This is a genomic window from Aeromonas sp. 25-AL00135 (assembly GCF_054052385.1).
Map to the genome: position 1 here is coordinate 100,321 of NZ_JBSTYQ010000014.1, position 15,642 is coordinate 115,962.

At 60.3% G+C, this 15,642-nt stretch carries 12 protein-coding genes; 2 read left to right on the plus strand and 10 right to left on the minus strand.

Annotation, left to right across the window (positions count from 1 at the left end; all coding sequences use genetic code 11):
* The first annotated feature begins 494 nt into the window (after positions 1 to 494).
* Together ACW5XC_RS14300 and ACW5XC_RS14305 are read left to right on the plus strand one after the other, a co-directional pair.
* On the plus strand, positions 495 to 2,021 hold the full coding sequence (locus tag ACW5XC_RS14300) for an EAL domain-containing protein (RefSeq protein WP_042052543.1): 1,527 nt from the start codon (positions 495 to 497) through the stop codon (positions 2,019 to 2,021).
* Between the two features lie 300 nt (positions 2,022 to 2,321).
* The gene (locus ACW5XC_RS14305) at positions 2,322 to 3,419 is read left to right on the plus strand and encodes a calcium:proton antiporter (RefSeq protein WP_042052542.1); all 1,098 of its coding nucleotides are present in this window, start codon (positions 2,322 to 2,324) and stop codon (positions 3,417 to 3,419) included.
* Between the two features lie 145 nt (positions 3,420 to 3,564).
* Here the strand turns inward: ACW5XC_RS14305 and hutH are convergent, their stop codons facing one another.
* From hutH to ftsY, 10 genes are all read right to left on the minus strand, one after another.
* Complete coding sequence (gene hutH, locus ACW5XC_RS14310; RefSeq protein ID WP_042052541.1) at positions 3,565 to 5,097, minus strand: histidine ammonia-lyase; 1,533 nt, start codon at positions 5,095 to 5,097, stop codon at positions 3,565 to 3,567.
* Positions 5,098 to 5,101: 4 nt separating this feature from the next.
* Positions 5,102 to 6,811, minus strand: a complete 1,710-nt coding sequence (gene hutU, locus ACW5XC_RS14315; RefSeq protein WP_042052540.1) for a urocanate hydratase — start codon at positions 6,809 to 6,811, stop codon at positions 5,102 to 5,104.
* Between the two features lie 54 nt (positions 6,812 to 6,865).
* Complete coding sequence (gene hutG, locus ACW5XC_RS14320) at positions 6,866 to 7,810, minus strand: formimidoylglutamase (RefSeq protein ID WP_042052539.1); 945 nt, start codon at positions 7,808 to 7,810, stop codon at positions 6,866 to 6,868.
* Positions 7,803 to 9,038 carry an imidazolonepropionase gene (gene hutI / locus ACW5XC_RS14325; protein WP_042052538.1) on the minus strand — a complete coding sequence of 412 codons (1,236 nt, stop codon included), beginning with the start codon at positions 9,036 to 9,038 and terminating at the stop codon, positions 7,803 to 7,805. The genes hutG and hutI overlap by 8 nt, the downstream gene beginning before the upstream one ends.
* A gap of 154 nt (positions 9,039 to 9,192) precedes the next feature.
* Positions 9,193 to 9,897, minus strand: a complete 705-nt coding sequence (gene hutC, locus ACW5XC_RS14330; RefSeq protein ID WP_026035093.1) for a histidine utilization repressor — start codon at positions 9,895 to 9,897, stop codon at positions 9,193 to 9,195.
* An 11-nt stretch (positions 9,898 to 9,908) separates the two neighbouring features.
* A complete protein-coding gene (can, locus tag ACW5XC_RS14335; protein ID WP_005339998.1) occupies positions 9,909 to 10,568 on the minus strand; it encodes a carbonate dehydratase in 660 nt (219 codons plus the stop codon).
* 125 nt (positions 10,569 to 10,693) lie between these two features.
* Positions 10,694 to 11,548 (minus strand): RNA polymerase sigma factor RpoH, encoded by an 855-nt coding sequence (gene rpoH / locus ACW5XC_RS14340; protein WP_005339997.1) that lies wholly within the window; start codon positions 11,546 to 11,548, stop codon positions 10,694 to 10,696.
* Positions 11,549 to 11,999: 451 nt separating this feature from the next.
* Positions 12,000 to 12,953 carry a permease-like cell division protein FtsX gene (gene ftsX, locus ACW5XC_RS14345; protein WP_042052537.1) on the minus strand — a complete coding sequence of 318 codons (954 nt, stop codon included), beginning with the start codon at positions 12,951 to 12,953 and terminating at the stop codon, positions 12,000 to 12,002.
* Positions 12,953 to 13,621, minus strand: coding sequence for a cell division ATP-binding protein FtsE (gene ftsE, locus ACW5XC_RS14350; RefSeq protein ID WP_005339995.1), 669 nt, complete (start codon positions 13,619 to 13,621; stop codon positions 12,953 to 12,955). The genes ftsX and ftsE overlap by 1 nt, the downstream gene beginning before the upstream one ends.
* An 89-nt stretch (positions 13,622 to 13,710) precedes the next feature.
* Positions 13,711 to 15,573, minus strand: a complete 1,863-nt coding sequence (ftsY, locus tag ACW5XC_RS14355; protein ID WP_052451188.1) for a signal recognition particle-docking protein FtsY — start codon at positions 15,571 to 15,573, stop codon at positions 13,711 to 13,713.
* Between the last annotated feature and the right edge of the window lie 69 nt (positions 15,574 to 15,642).

Here is a 15,642-nt window from a genome sequence, read left to right on the forward strand (position 1 = left end):
GTATGCCCAGCATCATCCATGTCGCCTCATGGTAGCAGCGGCGATCGGGCCACAGCTATGGATGAAGATCCCGCTTCTGCAATTTAAGCGGGCAAGCATAACCCAAAGCAGAGGGAGAATACCAAGGATGACGGGCTACAGACGCGGGAAAGGGCGGGATGACAGACAGAAAAATGGTCCCTCAAAGGGGACCAAAAGGAACACTCATATCAAAACTAACACTCTGTGCTACTGACAAAAAACAGATACAGGAGTATTGAACACACGGTGAGTCAAACCGCAGGGCTACTCTAATGCAGTTCGGATAAGCTGAGCAATTGTCATTTATGACAGGTCAGCGATTGAATCTAGCCAAAGTTAATAATAAACACATTTAAAATCATGCAGTTAAAAAATCCATCAACAAGTGTGACAACTCGGACTCAAATTGATTGCACTAATGCTCTATGATGGCTAAGTCCATTTGTGTCTCATGAAACTGGCAGGTACTTCCTTTGCGTAAATCACCCGTCTGGATCGCTCTGTTGCTGTTCGCCCTGCCTGTCGTGGGCAGCCAGTTTCTCGGCCTGTGGTTTGCCAAACCGATGGCCTTTCATCTGCTGGAAAAGAAGGTTGCCGAGCTCAAGGGAGCCATGGCCGTACGCCACCGGGAGCTGGATGCTGCCATCAACAAACAACTGGCACAATTTGAGTTCAACTGTGGCGCCAAAGACATGGAGCTGCTGCGCGATCCGAGCTTCTACAGCGCTCATATCCGCCTGCAAGGGTTGGAGCTCGCCTCCGGCAACAGTTGCTCCAGCCTGGGGGTGGAGATCCCGCTGCTCAAAGAGCTCCAGAATAGCGGGCAGACGTTCGGCAAACTGGGGATTACCGCCACAGTGGCCAAATACAATACCGAACAGGAGCTGGTGGCCTTTTACCGATCCGGTGACAACCTCGCCTACTGGGTGCTGGATAACAGCTGGAGCCACGAGCTGCTGCAACACCCTTGTAGCCACTGCTTCTATCTGGAGTTCAGCCGACAGGATACCGCTGCAAGCACAGTCCACTTTCCCCGTGGCGACAAGGAGATCAAACAGGAAGAGAGCAATATCAGCCTCAGTTTCTTCGATCCCAATGAACTCACCAAACAGACGGTCTGGGCGGGAAAAGCACTGGAGCAATATGCCCATGACCAACTCAATCACTACGGTCTCTGGTTCGGAATCGCGCTCGGCGCCCTGTTAAGCGTCACATACTGGCTGCTGCGCAGCTATCGGCGCTCCCTCAAGGGACTGCTGCAAACAGGGTTGATACGCAAGGAATTTATTCCCCTCTACCAACCGATAGTGGATGCCCGTACCCACCAAGTGGTGGGATTCGAGGCGCTGCTGCGCTGGCAGCGGGGAAACGAGCTGATCCCCCCGGGCACCTTTATCGAGTATGCAGAGGAGCAGGGACTGATCCTGCCTATGACCGAACAGTTGCTGGAGCAGGTGATCACCGACCTGCCGCAGCTGGCGCCAGAGCAGTGGGTCAGCGTCAATCTGGTGGCGGCCCATATCGAGCAGCCCCTGCTGCGCACCCTGCTCGCTCACAGCCAAAACCCCTCACCCACCCGGCTCACCTTCGAGCTGACGGAGCGCAAGCCGATCCTCGACATCAAGGCGGCCACCGAGGAGATCACCCTGCTGCAACAGATGGGGTATCACTTCAAGCTGGATGATTTTGGTACCGGCTACGGCGGCTTTGCCTACCTGCAGAGCCTGGGGATCCGCCAGATCAAGATCGACAAGATGTTCGTCGATACCATAGGCACCAACGACCTCAAGCGCAGCGTACTGGATGCCATCATCGTCTTCGGTCGGGAATCGGGCATGGAGATGATCGCCGAAGGGGTCGAGAGCCAGCTGCAGGTCGACTATCTGAGCCAGCACGGCGTCTATCTGATCCAGGGCTACTTCTTCGGCAAACCCATGCCGCTGAAGATACTGACCCACTGGCAACGGGAGTGGCAGTTGCAACACCAGAAGGCCAGCTAACGCAGATCTGGCAGGATTTGGCCGCGAAACGGTTTGGCCAGCGGCTCGACATCATCAGGTTGATGCTGGCGGTAGCGCTTCGGCCATCAGGCGGGTAAATCCCCCTACTGGCCTTAGCCCGGCGCCATGGTGAAATCAAACCGTCTCCTGCCACCCTTTATTTACATTCAGCAACAAAATGATCTGCCCTGACAGGGATAACAACCCTTATCATAAGGAGCCGGTTATTGCGCAACCGATAACCGTGCAGCCTGTTTATGTCATCCGGTCGTCAAGACCCCCAATAGAGAACCATTGCCTATGAAGACAGTTATCCGGCAAGAGATTGCCCTGCCCGTTGGCCTGCTGACCCTGCTCTTTTTCAAGACCCTGGGCAGTGACCTGCTGACAGAGACAACTCCGCTCGTGATCTATCTTCCGGTTTCTGCGGCATTACTGGCCATCGTCACCTGGGCCATCTTCTCGGTCGTGCGTCACTCCGATGCCCTCGCCATCAAGCTGGGCGAGCCCTTCGGCACCCTGATCCTCACCCTCTCGGTCATCTCGCTGGAGGTGGTGATGATCTCCTCGGTGATGCTGACCGGCGAGCCCAACCCCACCATGGCCCGCGATACCATGTTTGCGGTAGTGATGCTGGTGAGTACCGGTCTGGTGGGCTTCACCCTGCTGTTTGGCGGCTGGCGCTACCACACCCAGAGCTTCAATCTGGACGGGGTGAAATCCTATCTGGTGGCCATCATCCCGCTGGCCCTGCTCTGTCTGGTGCTGCCCAACTTCACCGAGGGTGGTGCAATCGGCAGTATGTCGCGCGCCATGTCGTGGATGTTGATCATCATCTCGATCCTGCTCTACGGGGTCTTTCTGCTGATCCAGACCCGCAGCCACAGCCACTTCTTCGTCGACAGCGATCACGAGGATTACGAGGAGCACCACGGCCCGCTGCAGAGCAACGTCTATCACACCATCCTGCTGCTCGCCTACCTGCTGGTAGTGATCCTGCTGGCCAAGACCCTGGCCATCCCCATCAACTACGGGGTGCATGTCATGGACGCGCCCGCAGCACTGGGCGGCTTTATCGTGGCCTGCATCGTGCTGGCCCCCGAAGCAGTCGGCGCCATCAAGGCGGCCTTCAATAATCAGCTGCAGCGGGCCATGAACCTTTACTTCGGCTCTGTGCTGGCCACCATCGCCCTCACCGTGCCTGCCGTGCTCTTTATCGGCTCCATGCTGGATCAGGAGGTACGCCTCGGCCTCTCCCCCGCCGATATGGTGCTGCTGGTCACGACCCTGATGGTCTGTAAAGTGACCTTCAGCAGCGGCCGCACCAATGTGCTCCATGGAGCGACCCATCTGGTGTTGTTTGTGGTCTATCTGTTCCTGATGTTCGAACACGAATAACCGCGTTCAACCAACGTCAGAAACGCAAAGACCACCCGATTGGGCGGTCTTTTATCATCTGCTCCCGGCGGTCACCGGCGCCAGTGAAGCGGCCTCCCCCTCATCCCCCCCCCTTCTCCCGCCAGGGGAGAAAGGGGATCAAGGCTTACAGGCTGGGCAGCACCCCGGCCGGGATCAGGTCGTTGTAGCTGGCACGGCCCAGCAGGGCGGCGGCCGCCTCGATATCCGGCGCGAAGTACCTGTCTTTGTCGTAGAAGCTCACCTCTGCCCGCAGTCGTCCCTTGGCCAGCTCGATCAGCTCGGTACTACGCAACGGCGCGCGAAAATCGAGCCCCTGTGCCGCCGCCAGCAGTTCGACCGCCAGAATGCCGCGGGTATTCTCGGCCATATCGGCAAGCCGGCGGCCAGCGAAGGTCGCCATGGAGACGTGATCCTCCTGATTGGCCGACGTAGGCAGGCTGTCCACCGATGCGGGATGGGCCAGAGTCTTGTTCTCGGAGGCCAGCGCCGCCGAGGTAACCTGAGCGATCATAAAGCCCGAATTCACTCCACCGTTGTTGACCAGAAACGCCGGCAGACCGGACATACGCGAGTCAATCAGCAGTGCCATCCGCCGCTCTGAAAGTGAGCCGATTTCGGCGATGGCCAGCGCCAGATTATCGGCGGCAAAAGCGACCGGCTCGGCATGGAAGTTGCCACCGGAGAGGATCTCCTCGTCATCGGCAAACACCAGCGGGTTGTCGGAGACCGCGTTGGCCTCGCACACCAACACCTCAGCGGCGTGGCGGATCTGGGTCAGGCAAGCCCCCATCACCTGCGGCTGGCAGCGCAATGAGTAGGGATCCTGCACCTTCTCGCAATTGTGGTGGGACATGCCGATCTCGCTGCCATCCACCAGCAGGTGGCGATAGCAGGCGGCCGCGTCGATCTGGCCACGCTGACCGCGCACCGCGTGGATGCGGGCATCAAACGGCCGACGGCTGCCAAGGGCCGCCTCCACACTCATGGCACCTATGGTGATAGCACCGGCGTAGAGATCCTCGGCATGGAACAACCCTTCCAGCGCAAAGGCGGTGCTCGCCTGAGTGCCGTTGAGCAGCGCCAATCCTTCTTTGGGCGCCAGTGCGATGGGCTCGAGCCCGGCAATTTTCAGCGCCATGGCGGCGTCGATCAGCTCGCCCTTGTGGCGGGCCTTGCCTTCACCGATCAGCAGGCAGCTCATATGAGCAAGCGGCGCCAGATCACCGGAGGCACCGACGGATCCCTTCTTCGGCACCACCGGATAGACTTCGGCGTTGATGAGGGTCATCAAGGCCTCAAGCACCGTCAGCCGGATACCGGAGAAACCCCGCGCCAACGAGTTGAGCTTGAGCACCATCATCAGCCGTACGGTGGCGTCATCCATGTACTCGCCAATCCCTGCCGCATGGGAAAGCACGATGGAACGCTGAAGCTCATCCAGCTGCTCCACCGGAATGCGGGTGTTGGCCAGCAGGCCAAAACCGGTGTTGATACCATACACCACTCGGTTCTGCTCGATCACCTTGGTAACCACGGCGGCGGAGGCGTGGATCCCCGGCAGGGCGGCCGGATCCAGTGAAACATGTACCGGCTCGCGGCTGACGCGGCGCAGGGTGGCAAGATCCAGCTCGCCCGGAGTAATAGTCAATTCAAACATGGTGTTACACCTTTCCTTTGACACCGTTGGCGCCGTCAATCATCGGCAGATCCAGTTTCGCCTCATGGGCACAGTTGATGGCAATCTCGTAGCCGGCATCGGCATGGCGCATCACCCCGGTGGCCGGATCGTTGCGCAGCACCCGACCGACCCGCTTGGCAGCGTCATCGGAGCCGTCGCAGACGATCACCACGCCGGAGTGCTGGGAGAAGCCCATACCGACCCCGCCGCCGTGGTGCAGCGACACCCAGGTCGCGCCACCGGCGGTGTTGAGCAGGGCGTTGAGCAGCGGCCAGTCGGAGACGGCATCGGAGCCATCCATCATCGACTCGGTCTCGCGGTTCGGGCTCGCCACCGAGCCGGAATCCAGATGGTCGCGGCCAATCACGATGGGGGCTTTCAGTTCACCGTTTTTCACCATCTCGTTGAAGGCCAGACCAAGGCGTACCCGATCCTTGACCCCGACCCAGCAGATCCGCGCCGGCAGCCCCTGAAACGCGATGCGCTCGCGGGCCATGTCGAGCCAGTTGTGCAGGTGAGGATCATCCGGGATCAGCTCTTTCACCTTCTGATCGGTCTTGTAGATATCTTCCGGATCGCCGGAGAGGGCCACCCAGCGGAACGGGCCAATCCCCTCGCAGAACAGCGGTCGAATGTAGGCGGGGACGAAGCCGGGGAAGTCGAAGGCGTTTTTCACCCCCTCCTCAAGCGCCATCTGACGGATGTTGTTGCCATAATCCAGCGTGGCCGCACCGCGGGCTTGCAGGGTCAGCATGGCTTCGACCTGACGGGCCATGGAGTGGCGAGCGGCCTGGTTCACTTCCTGGGGCGCGGATTTTTGCAGCGCGCGCCACTGGGCCACGCTCCAGCCCTGCGGCAGGTAGCCGTGCACCGGGTCATGAGCCGAGGTCTGGTCGGTCACCACATCCGGTGTGATGCCACGGGCCACCAGCTCGGCGAACACATCGGCGGCGTTGCCGAGCAGGCCGACGGAGACGGCGCTGCCGCTCTGCTTGGCCTCTTCGATCATGGCCAGCGCCTCATCCAGGCTGTGGGCCTTCTTGTCCACGTAGCGGGTACGCAGACGAAAATCGATGCGGGTCTCGTCGCACTCCACCGCGATCATCGAGAAGCCGGCCATGGTAGCGGCCAGCGGCTGGGCGCCACCCATGCCACCCAGACCGCCGGTCAGGATCCAGCGCCCCTTGGGCTCGCCGTTGAAGTGCTGGTTGGCCACCGCGAAGAAGGTTTCGTAGGTGCCCTGCACGATCCCCTGGGTGCCAATATAGATCCACGAACCCGCGGTCATCTGGCCGTACATCATCAAGCCCTTCTTATCGAGCTCGTTGAAGTGCTCCCAGTTGGCCCAGTGCGGCACCAGATTGGAGTTGGCGATCAGCACCCGCGGTGCGTCCTTGTGGGTCTGGAACACCCCGACCGGCTTGCCGGACTGTACCAGCAGAGTCTGATCCTCCTCGAGCCGGGTCAGCACCTCGACGATCTTGTCAAAGCAGGCCCAGTTGCGGGCAGCGCGACCGATGCCGCCATAGACCACCAGCGACTGGGGATGTTCGGCCACCTCGGGATCCAGGTTGTTCATCAGCATCCGCAGCGGCGCTTCGGTAAGCCAGCTCTTGGCGGTCAGTTCGGTGCCGCGCGGGGCACGGATCACGCGGTTCGGATCATGACGGGGATCCTGCTGTTGCACAGACATACACACTCCTTGTTGTATCAATAGGGTGCCTTCGGCGACGGGCGGCCAAAGGGGTTAACGGGTCAACAGATGAACCAGTCGCGCGGCCACGCGGGCACTGCGGTTGTCCTGATCCAGCGTCGGGTTGTACTCGGCCAGATCGGCAAGCCTGAGCTTGCCGCTGGCCCGGATATGGGCGATCAGTGGTTCGATCACCGCCAGCTCCACACCGCGGGCGGCGGGGGCGCTCACTCCCGGCATCACGGAGCCAGGCAGCACATCGAGATCGATGGTCAGATAGAGGTGATCACAATGGGCGATAAAGGCGTCCAGCCCACTTAGCAAGGTGGGCAGAGCACGCTCGCTCATGGCTTCATCTTTCACATACCAGACCCCCAACTCGTCGGCCCGTGCAAACAGCGCCTGGGTATTAGCTGTCTCGGCCACCCCAAGGCAGGCGTAGTGAAACGGCGTGCCCTGAGCGGTGCACTGCTCGGCGATCTGGAAGAAGGGGGTACCGGAGCTGGCCTGCTCCTGTTTCATCCGCAGGTCGAAGTGGGCATCGAGGTTGATGATGCCTATCTTGCCATTGCCGCCCAGATGATTGTTAAGGCCGCTCCAGCTACCGAAAGCCACCTCGTGACCGCCCCCCAGCACCAGCGGGAAGTGGCCCAGATCAAGCGCAGCGGCGACCCGCTCGGCCAGATAGCCGTGGGCGGCGTCGAGATTGCCATCGGGGCAACTCACATCCCCACCATCGTAGACGGGGCGACTCAGGTGCCAAGCGGTGTTGGCCAGCAGCTTGCGCACCGCCAGCGGCGCACCGGCAGCACCAATGCGCCCCTTGTTGCGGCGAACCCCTTCATCGCAGGCAAAACCGAGCAGCACTACACCAGCTGCTTCTTGTGCCCCGGCGGCCCAGGGCTGCACCTTGTCGTGCCAACGCAGGGCCAGTTCGCCATCTTCCGGATCCTGTCGTCCCTGCCAGAGCGACATATCGACCGGGTTGAACTTATCCATGGAGGGTCTCCTCGCCGTTGAAGATGCGGCCTGCCAGCTGATCGACACCGACCATGTAACTCAGCTCTGCCGGATGGGCGCAGTGCCAGATCAGGAAATCGGCCGCCATGCCCACCCTGAGCTGGCCAAGGCGATCCTGCTCGCCGAGCGCTTTGGCGGCGTGACGGGTCACCCCAACCATGGCCTCCACCGGCGTCAGACCAAACAGGGTACAAGCCATGTTCATCGCCATCCGCAGCGAGACGATGGGGGCGGTACCCGGGTTGATGTCGGAGGAGACCGCCATCGCTACCCCCGCCTTGCGCAAGGCGGCAACCGGCGGCAGCTTGGTCTCTTTGAGGAAGTAGAAGGCGGTGGGCAGCAGGGTGGCGACCACACCACGGTGGGCCAGCGCCAGGATCCCTTCCGGATCCAGATACTCCAGATGATCCACCGAGAGGGCGCCAAAGTGGGCGGCGAGCGTGCTGCCGCCGAGATTGGAGAGCTGATCCATATGCCCCTTCACCGGCAGGCCGTACTGCTCCGCCGCCAGATAGACCTGCTCGGTCTGGGCCAGCGAGAAGCCGATGTGCTCGCAGAAGACATCCACCGCATCGGCCAGACCCGCCTCGGCGGCGGCCGGAATGATCTCCTGACAGATGGTCTCGACCCAGCTGTCGGGATCGTCGCGATACTCCGGCGGCACCGCATGGGCCGCCAGCAGAGTGGTTTTGACCCGGATCGGCAACGCCTCACCCAGCCTGCGGGCCACCCGCAGCATCTTGAGTTCATCATCCAGCGTCAGGCCATAGCCGGACTTGATCTCCACCGTGGTGACCCCTTCGCGGATCAGGGATTTCACCCTCGGCAGCGCCAGCTCAAAGAGCTGCTCTTCGCTGGCGGCGCGGGTGGCACGCACCGTGCTGATGATGCCACCGCCCCGACGGGCGATCTCGGCATAGGGCACCCCCTGCTGGCGCAGCTCGAACTCCTCGGCACGGCTGCCGGCAAAGATGAGGTGGGTGTGGCAATCGATAAGGCCGGGGGTGACCAGCTTGCCCCGCATATCCTGCCAGTGAGCAGGATACGGCCCCTTCAGTTCGGTCATCGGCACCAGCGCGTGGATCTTGCCATCCTTCACGCCGATGGCGTGGAGCGGCAGCAGGCCGTAGTCGGCCAGCTCATCATTCAGGGTAGCGGGCGTCACGTTGAGCCAGACCCGCTCGCAGTTCAACAGTTCCTTGTTCATAGCGACCTCAAATGTATATACATATTCTTATAGTCGATCTCTATGACGAAAGGAAGAGCGAAATTCACATCCTGATAACAGCATCAAACTTAGAGTTTAAGCACAAAAAAGCCCACCAAGAGGTGGGCTTTGCAAAATCAAGTTGTATAGACATTTATTCCAGCTGAGTCTTGGAGCTGAGCTTGTAGCGGGAACCGGGGGAGAGCAAACGGGCGTAGGAGACCAGATGCCCCTCCGACCAGGTACGCCGGTGCAACAACAGACAGGGGGAATCTACGCGGATCTGCAACAATCCCGCCTCACCGGCGCTGGGCAACACGGCTTCCACCACGTGCTCCATCTCGGAGAGGGGGCAGACATCCATCAGATAGCGGTTGGGGGTCTGTTGGGTAAAATCCTGCTCGCCATAGCCAGGCAAGCGCCCGGCATCGACGAAGCGCTCCTCCAATTGCAACGGCTCCCCATCGGCCTGATGGACGATCAGGCTGTGAAAGATGGGGGCGCCCACCCGCAGCCCCAGTTGTACCGCCACCTTCTCGTCAGCGGCCAGTCGCTGCAGCCGGATCACTCGGGCGCTGTATTCACTGCCACGCTCGGCGATCTCGTCGGCAATATTGCGAATAGCCAGCAGCGGCGACTCGGTGCGCCTGTCCGCCACGAAGCTGCCGGAACCTGCGGTACGCACCAGCCACCCTTCCGCCACCAGTTCCCGCAACGCCCGGTTGACCGTCATCCGGCTCACGGTGAACTGCTCGCACAGGGCAGCTTCGGTCGGGATCCTGTCCCCCGCCTGATAGTGGCGTTCGCGGATCCCGTCCAGAATATGCTGTTTGATCTGCAGATAGAGGGCTGGCGCCACCATGAAGCTCCCTAGCGCCGACGGTGGGGCGGACGCATGTCCGGCCAGGCGCGGTAGACATCGGGGATCTGATCCGGCCCGCTGATGCAGAGATCGAGATCATGCAGCAAGCCATCCTTGATCCCGTAGATCCAGCCGTGAACGGCCAACTCCTGCCCCTTGCGCCAGGCGTTCTGGATGATGGTGGTGTGGCAGACGTTGGCGACCTGCTCGGCCACGTTCAGCTCGCACAGGTAGTCGAAGCGCTCGTGCTCATCCTCGATGGCCTCGAGCTCTTCACCGTATTTGAAGTAGACATCCTTGATGTTGCGCAGCCAGTTGTCGATGAGACCCAGCTCCTGATTCTGCATCGCGGCCTTGACGCCACCGCAACCGTAGTGGCCGCAGACGATGATGTGCTTCACCTTGAGCACTTCTACCGCGTATTGCAGCACGGAGAGGCAGTTGAAATCGGTATGTACCACCAGATTGGCGACGTTGCGGTGGACGAAGACATCCCCCGGCAGCAAGCCCATCAGCTGGTTGGCGGGGACCCGGCTGTCGGAACAACCAATCCAGAGGTATTCGGGGGCCTGCTGGGCAGAAAGAGTGGCAAAGAAAGCGGGATCTTCGGCTTTGATCCGTTCGGCCCACTCACGGTTGTTGGTAAACAGGTCGTTCAACAGTTTCACTTCTGCTCTCCCTAATGTGGCAGTGGCGGCAACATAACACACTCAAGGGTAACCAAAGCAAGGCCGACCAGATCCCTGCGAAACAAAAACAGGGCCATCAGGCCCTGTTTTTATGAGAGGAAGCATCAGGCTTCCATGGCATCTTTCAGCTTCTTGAGTGCGTTTTTCTCAAGCTGACGCACACGCTCGGCAGAGACGCCGTAGGTATCGGCCAGCTCCTGCAGAGTGGTCTTGCTGTCATCATCGAGCCAGCGGGCGCGGATGATGTGCTGGCTGCGCTCATCCAGAGTGGCGAGGGCCGAGCTCAGACGACGGGTCGCATGATCGTCCCAGTTGTCGTTCTCGATGGTCGCGGCCAGATCGGAGGATTTGTCCTCCAGATAGTGAACAGGAGCGAAACCGCCTTCTTCTTCATCATCACCCACCAGATCGAACGCCTGATCGTAGTTGGCCATCCGCGCTTCCATCTCGGTCACGTCAGCGGCAGAGACGCCGAGATCGGCCGCCACGGCCTGAACCTCTTCGTGGTTCAGCCAGCCCAGACGCTTTTTGGATTTGCGCAGGTTGAAGAAGAGCTTGCGCTGGGCCTTGGTGGTCGCCACCTTGACCATGCGCCAGTTGCGCAGGACATATTCGTGGATTTCGGCCTTGATCCAGTGCACGGCAAAGGAGACCAGACGCACGCCGACCGTCGGGTCGAAGCGCTTGACCGCCTTCATCAGGCCGATGTTGCCTTCCTGAACCAGATCGGCCTGAGGCAGGCCGTAACCGGCATAACTCTTGGCGACATGAACGACAAAGCGCAGGTGCGACATAACAAGCTGACGGGCAGCCTCGAGATCGCCATCCTGCTGCAAACGCTCAGCCAGTTCACGCTCTTCCTCTGCGCTCAGCACAGGAATAGAGTTTACTGCCTGGATATAGCCTTCCAGACTACCTTGCGGAATCAGAGCCATAGTGCGCTGCAATGAAGTTCCCATCTGTTACCTCTTACTTTTCAATCGAATCAGTCTAACACCCTGAGAGGGTCTGTCTACTGACCGGATGCCATTCTGCGGCGTGTATCAAAGAACATGCCCAGTTTTAGACCGGCTTATCTTAAGCCTGCAGGATGAATCATGAATGAACAGTCAAAAAAAGGGGGTCACAATGAAGGACCCCCGAAAAGTAGCATGCTAAGTCCATTGTTGCGGAGCTCGCAACCTTCACATGCTTGCCAAGTCTGACGAGCAAGGCAGAGGGGCCACACCCGTATAAATGCTTCAGCTTTAATAGACTGCTTATAAATCAGAAGGTTCACTGGATCTAGCGAAGATCCGGAAGATCATTGTTATTCAGAATACTCTGACTATGGGGGCCAAGCCAGAAACGGCCCCTCTTTTACTTGATCCGCCTCTCAAAATCCAGCGATTTACTTTGATGACAAAGTAATCAGGATGGTTCGATGTCGCGAATGTGGCGATGGACCGAGAACCAGGAGGCAATCAGCCCCAGCAGGGCGCCCAGCAGGATCAGATTGATCCCGTCTACCGCCCCCATGCCAACCAACCGGAAGTTACTGTTATACAAGCCCGCCAGCTCCTTCACCACCCCTTCGCTCCAGATCACCATCACTTCGGTCAGCCACCAGGCCAGCATGCCGCCGATCACCCCGAACCAGATGCCGGTATAGAGGAAAGGGCGATGAATGAAGGAGTCGGTCGCCCCCACCAGCTTGAGCACTTCAATCTCGGAACGCTGGTTGAGGATGTTGAGACGCAGGGTATTGCCGACGATCAGCAACACGGCGGAGAGTAGCAGCACCGCGATACCGGTAATGGTGTGGCGCAGCAGGTTCATGATCCCCTGCAGCCGGGTCAGCCACTGCAGATCCAGCTTGCCCTGTTCGACCCCCACCTCGTTGTTGAGTTTGCTGAGCAGCTCGGCGGCCCCTTCAGGGTTCTGCCAGCGTGGATCCGGAATGACGCTCAGCACCGGCGGTAGCGGGTTGCTGTCCAGATAATCGAGCGCATCGCCGAAGCCGGAGATCTCGCGAAACTCCCGCAACGCATCGTCACGGCTCAGGTAAGTGACCGAATCCACCTCGGGATAGAGCAGGATCCTGTGCTGCAGATCGAGAATGCTCTGCTCCGGCAGATCCTTGCGCAGATAGAGGGAGATCTGGGAGCTGTTCTGCCAGCTCCCCTCCACCACCTCGGCGTTTTTCAACAATACGTGGAAGCAGGAGGGCAACGCCAGACTGACACCGAGCACCGCCAGCGTCATCAGGGAGGCGAGCGGATTTCGCCACAGCTCCCCGAGACTGGCAAACGCCTGCCGCACATGGTCAACCCCGTACATCATCAGACGACGCAGCGGTGGTTGTTTATGACGAACAATAGCCATCAGAGCTCCTCCCCGGCCGAATACATGCGACCCGCCTTGAGGGTCAGGGTGCGATAGCGCATGCGGGCGATCAGCCCCAGATCGTGAGTAGCAATCAGTACAGAGACCCCAAAATTGTTGAACTCCTGAAATAGCCGCATGATATCCATGGAGAGCTGGGGATCCAGGTTGCCGGTCGGTTCATCCGCCAGCAGCAGCGGCGGCTTGTTGACGATGGCACGGGCGATGCCGACCCGCTGTTGTTCACCACCGGAGAGCATGCGCGGCTGGTAACGCTCCTTGCCGAGCAGCCCCACCTTGTCCAGCGCCGCCGCCACCCGCTTGTTGATGTCCGCATGACTGTAACCATCGATCACCAGCGGCAGCGCCACGTTGTCGAACACGGTTCTGTCCATCAGCAGGCGGTGATCCTGAAAGATCATCCCGATCTGGCGGCGAACATAGGGGATCTGGCTGCGCTGGATATGGCTGACATCATCACCATGAAAGAAGACGCGACCATCGGTCGGACGCTCCATCACGCTGATCAGTTTGAGGAGGGTACTCTTGCCCGCCCCCGAGTGCCCGGTCAGAAAAGCCATCTCCCCCTTGCGCAGGTGAAAGCTGACCTTTTGCAGCGCCTGATGGCCGCCGCTGTATACCTTGCTGACCTTGTCAAAACGAATCATAACGGTTCCCTGAAATTGACAAACCCCGACCGGAGTCGGGGCATGGAACACTTACTCATCACGGCTGAGCTGACTCATCACGGCCGGACTTATTCATCGCGGCTGAAGAGCGCCTCGATGAAGTCGTTGGCAACGAAGGGACGCAGATCGTCGATCCCCTCGCCCACCCCGATGTAGCGGATCGGGATCTGGAACTTGTCGGCCACCGCGAAGATGACGCCGCCCTTGGCCGTGCCATCCAGCTTGGTGAGGGTGATGCCGGTCAGGCCAACCGCCTCGCTGAACAGCTTGGCCTGGCTCAGCGCGTTCTGGCCGGTGCCGGCGTCCAGCGTCAGCATGATCTCGTGGGGCGCCTCTTCATCCAGCTTCTTCATCACCCGCACCACCTTCTTGAGCTCTTCCATCAGGTTGCTCTTGTTCTGCAGGCGACCGGCGGTGTCGGCGATCAGCACATCAGCCCCGCGGGAGCGGGCGGCCTCGATGGCGTCATAAATGACGGAAGCGGAGTCGGCACCGGTATGCTGGGCAATCACCGGAATATTGTTGCGCTGGCCCCATACCTGCAGCTGCTCGACCGCAGCGGCACGGAAGGTGTCACCCGCTGCCAGCATCACGCTCTTGCCTTCAGCCTGGAACTGCTTGGCCAGCTTGCCGATGGTGGTAGTCTTGCCGACGCCATTCACGCCGACCATCAGGATCACGTAAGGCTTCTTGCTGGTGTCGATCATCAGCGGCTGCTCGACCTTGGCCAGCATCTCGCCCATATCCTGTTTGAGCAAACCGTAGAGCGCCTCGGCATCCTTGAGCTGCTTGCGATCCGCGTGCTGCACCAGCCCCTCGATGATGCGGGTGGTGGTGTCGACGCCGAGATCGGCGGTCAGCAACTGGGTCTCCAGCTCTTCAAACAGCTCGTCGTCGATCTTCTTGCCACGGAACAGGCCGAAGAAACCGGAGCCGATATTCTCCTTGGTGCGCACCAGACTGCGCTTGAGACGAGCAAAGAAGCCCTCCCGCTGCGGTTTGTCCTGGGTGTCGTCGTCTACCTTGGCGGCCAGCGGCAGGGCTGCCAGGGCGGCGGCCTCAGCCTCCATCGCGGCGACCAGGCGCATATCTTCCGCTCGCTGGGCCTCTTTGGCGATACGGGCTTCTTCAGCTGCCTGAGCTTCGGCGGCAATACGAGCCTCCTCCGCAGCGCGAGCTTCAGCAGCAATGCGAGCCTCCTCCGCAGCGCGAGCCTCGGCAGCAATACGAGCCTCTTCCGCAGCGCGGGCTTCGGCGGCAATACGCGCCTCTTCCGCAGCGCGGGCCTCAGCAGCAATGCGAGCGTCTTCCGCAGCGCGAGCTTCGGCAGCAACACGCGCCTCTTCCGCGGCGCGGGCTTCGGCGGCAATGCGAGATTCTTCCGCGGCGCGAGCTTCGGCGGCGATGCGGGCCTCTTCTGCGGCGCGAGCCTCGGCAGCAATGCGAGCTTCTTCCGCAGCGCGGGCTTCGGCAGCAATGCGAGCTTCTTCCGCAGCACGAGCTTCGGCGGCGATGCGGGCCTCTTCTGCGGCGCGAGCCTCGGCGGCGATACGAGCATCTTCTGCAGCGCGGGCTTCGGCAGCAATGCGAGCGGTTTCAGCGGCACGCTCCTCTTCGGCGATCAGCGCTTCGTTGACGATCACCGGCTCCAGATCGGAAGCGCACTCCTCCACCACCAGCGGGCCGTGGTCGTCCAGCTCGGTCGGCAGGCAGCAATCATCTTGCAAAACGGGATTCTGTGCGCTGGCAGGCACTTCGGGGGCAACGGCCGGCGTACTATCGGAAACAGTTGTATCGGAAACGGGAGCGGGGGTAGCAGTGACCTCGGGCTCAACGGTAACGGGGGTGGCTTGGGGTGTCTGTGGTTGGACAGCCTCAGCCTCTTCTTTCTTGCGGCCGAAACCCAGCCAGGAAAACAAACCTTTTGCCATCTAAAAATACTCACATCAAAGGCTGACTGCTAAGATAGCCGTCCCTTGGCGGGTCGGCATAAAAATGAA

Coding starts and splice junctions, on each gene's coding strand:
- ftsE (WP_005339995.1), bottom strand. CDS start 13,621: ATGATTCGTTTTGACAAGGTCAGCAAGGTATACAGCGGCGGCCATCAG.
- hutI (WP_042052538.1), bottom strand. CDS start 9,038: ATGAACAAGGAACTGTTGAACTGCGAGCGGGTCTGGCTCAACGTGACG.
- rpoH (WP_005339997.1), bottom strand. CDS start 11,548: ATGGGAACTTCATTGCAGCGCACTATGGCTCTGATTCCGCAAGGTAGT.
- ftsY (WP_052451188.1), bottom strand. CDS start 15,573: ATGGCAAAAGGTTTGTTTTCCTGGCTGGGTTTCGGCCGCAAGAAAGAA.
- ACW5XC_RS14305 (WP_042052542.1), top strand. CDS start 2,322: ATGAAGACAGTTATCCGGCAAGAGATTGCCCTGCCCGTTGGCCTGCTG.
- ftsX (WP_042052537.1), bottom strand. CDS start 12,953: ATGGCTATTGTTCGTCATAAACAACCACCGCTGCGTCGTCTGATGATG.
- hutH (WP_042052541.1), bottom strand. CDS start 5,097: ATGTTTGAATTGACTATTACTCCGGGCGAGCTGGATCTTGCCACCCTG.
- hutU (WP_042052540.1), bottom strand. CDS start 6,811: ATGTCTGTGCAACAGCAGGATCCCCGTCATGATCCGAACCGCGTGATC.
- hutG (WP_042052539.1), bottom strand. CDS start 7,810: ATGGATAAGTTCAACCCGGTCGATATGTCGCTCTGGCAGGGACGACAG.